At 41.3% G+C, this 2504-nt stretch carries 4 protein-coding genes; 2 read left to right on the top strand and 2 right to left on the bottom strand.

All coding sequences use genetic code 11. The features are described from left to right. Both WBM98_RS08400 and tsaB read left to right on the top strand, forming a co-directional pair. Nucleotides 1–1052, top strand: a 1052-nt coding sequence (locus tag WBM98_RS08400) for a TolC family protein (protein ID WP_424365575.1), incomplete at its 5' end; no start/stop codon positions are given. An 85-nt stretch (nucleotides 1053–1137) separates the two neighbouring features. Further along, on the top strand, nucleotides 1138–1809 hold the full coding sequence (gene tsaB, locus WBM98_RS08395; protein WP_424365574.1) for a tRNA (adenosine(37)-N6)-threonylcarbamoyltransferase complex dimerization subunit type 1 TsaB: 672 nt from the start codon (nucleotides 1138–1140) through the stop codon (nucleotides 1807–1809). 100 nt (nucleotides 1810–1909) lie between these two features. Here tsaB and WBM98_RS08390 read toward each other — a convergent pair whose 3' ends face one another. Beyond that, nucleotides 1910–2110, bottom strand: coding sequence for a dodecin family protein (locus tag WBM98_RS08390; RefSeq protein ID WP_424365573.1), 201 nt, complete (start codon nucleotides 2108–2110; stop codon nucleotides 1910–1912). Nucleotides 2111–2181: 71 nt separating this feature from the next. Next, on the bottom strand, nucleotides 2182–2504 hold a 323-nt coding region (locus WBM98_RS08385), incomplete at its 5' end, for a NifU family protein (RefSeq protein WP_424365572.1).

Here is a 2504-nt window from a genome sequence, read left to right as displayed (position 1 = left end):
CAAACGTTGTTCTCTATAATGGGTTACGCAACATCAAAACGTTGAACAGGGCTAAAATGGCGGCCATTTCAAGTCAATATCGATTGGATAATTTAAAGGACGACATCCAATTGAATGTCGCCAATGCATATCTTCAAATCGTATCGAACAAAGAAGCGCTAAAGGTTTCAAAGGCCCAATATGCCGTAACCGAGCAAGATCTGAAGCGCACCAAGGAATTGGTAGAATCAGGCGTGGTACCTAAAGGGGATTTGTTGGAAATAGAGGCCACGGCGGCCAATCAGGAGCAACAGATCGTGAACAACGAGAGCTTGGTACTTATATCTAGGATTAATCTTGCCCAGTTGTTGCAGATTACCGATTATGAGAATTTTGACGTATCAGAAGAGACCTTCAATATTCCACTTTCCGCTATTTTGAACAACTCTCCAAAGACTATTTTTGCCAAGGCGCTGGAATTCAGGAACGATATTAAATTCTCCAAATCGAATGTTGAGCTGGCTGAAAAAGATCTTGAGATTGCCAAAGGGGCATTTGCGCCAACATTAACCGGGTTTTTCCAGTATGGAACCCGATATTCGGATGTTACCCAAATTCCTGATGCCAGCGGAATTCCGTATACGCCTAATTTTAAAGACCAAATGTGGATTTTCGATGGTATTTCTTATGGGGCACAATTGAGTATTCCCATTTTTAATGGGTGGAGTACGAGGAATAGCGTAAACCGATCCAAGATCAGTTTGGAAAAAACCAAATTACAGTTCGAACAGGACAAATTGGATCTTGAAACGACCATAAATCAGGCTTATGTCGATGTCACTACTTTTTACAAGGGGTATGAAGCCGCTGAGAAAACATTGGAGGCTAGACGGTTGGCATATGAATATGCCCGGGAACGTTTTGAAGTAGGACTGATGAATTCCTTCGAGTATAGTCAGGCACAAGCTAGGATAGACAATGCAGAGGCCGATGTGGTCAGAACGAAGTATGCCTATATTTTTAGACTTAAAATACTCGAATTCTATTTTGGCATTCCAATCACCTTAGAGTAGATAGCATCATTTAATAGAAATAGGCCCAATAGATTTTCATGTATTGGGCTTTTTTATTTTTTCATTAGGACTATATTTGTGGGCTATGGCTTTGATCCTGAACTTAGAGACCGCTACGACCAATTGCTCTGTTTCCATTGCCGAGGATGGCGTCGTGATTGCCATTAAAGAGCACAATACCCCAAATTATTCCCATTCTGAGCAATTGCATGTCTTTATTGATGAGGTCATGCAAGAAGCCTCCTTAGATAGGTTTGATCTCGATGCGGTGGCCGTAAGTAAAGGACCGGGTTCGTATACGGGACTGCGCATAGGGGTGTCGGCGGCCAAAGGGTTGTGTTTCGCTTTGGATATCCCATTGATTTCGATTTCAACATTAAGGAGTATGGCCGAACAGGCCAAGGATTATGAGGTCGATTTCATTATTCCGGTTTTGGATGCACGAAGAATGGAAGTGTATTCACAGGTGTTCAACAAAGCCCTTCAGGAGGTGCGCGAGACCCGGGCAGAGATTATCGATACCCATTCGTTCCATGACTATTTGAACAAGGGCAAGGTATTGTTCTTGGGTAGCGGGGCCGAAAAATGCATTGAGGTACTTGGCCATGAGCATGTGATTTATGAAACGGGAATAGTACCCTCTTCACGCGAAATGGGGCGTTTATCTCTCCTGAAATTCAGGGAAAAGGACTTTGAGGATGTTGCCTATTTTGAACCCTACTACTTAAAGGATTTCATTTTGCAGGGCAAGCGATAGGGAAAGCGTTATTTGCTTCTGGTCACTATGTACATCGATAAGTAGGGGCCAAAAAAAAGCGTCCTTTTTTGGACGCCTTCATGATTCGAATTACAAAGGATTATTTTACTTCAAAAGTGATTTTCACGTTTACCCTAAAATTATCCAATTCACCATCCTTAACGGTGGCACTTTGTTCTTTAATATACACGGAGCGTATATTTTTTACGGATTTTGAAGCTTGGGAAACCGCTTTTTTGGTGGCGTCTTCCCAACTTTTATCTGAATTCGCTAATACTTCGATAACTTTTAAAATTGACATAATATATATATTTAATCGTTTTCTTAAAGTTAGCAAATTAAAAGTAGAATGGCTAATTAGTAGTACAAAGATTAACCGTTTAAGGCAACGACTTCATGCACTTTATCGCCCATCATATTCTTGAGCATGGTTTCTATGCCATTCTTCAAGGTATAGGTCGAGGAAGGACATCCACTACAAGCGCCTTGTAGAATAACATTGACCGTTTTGGTCTCCACTTCATAGGATTGAAATAGAATATTGCCACCATCACTGGCAACAGCCGGTTTAACATATTCCTCCAAAATATCGATAATCTGTTGTGAAGTATCATCCATTGGTTCTTGTGAGGCCATCGATTTTGTGATGTTTGCATGCGACGGTGATATGCTGTTTTTTGCGACCACTTCGTTTC

It is taken from the genome of Maribacter sp. (genome assembly GCF_049667165.1).
In the GTDB taxonomy this organism is placed as follows: Bacteria; Bacteroidota; Bacteroidia; order Flavobacteriales; family Flavobacteriaceae; genus Maribacter_A.
The sequence above is the reverse complement of the archived record's forward strand: the minus strand, read 5'-3'. Positions and strand labels throughout refer to the sequence as shown.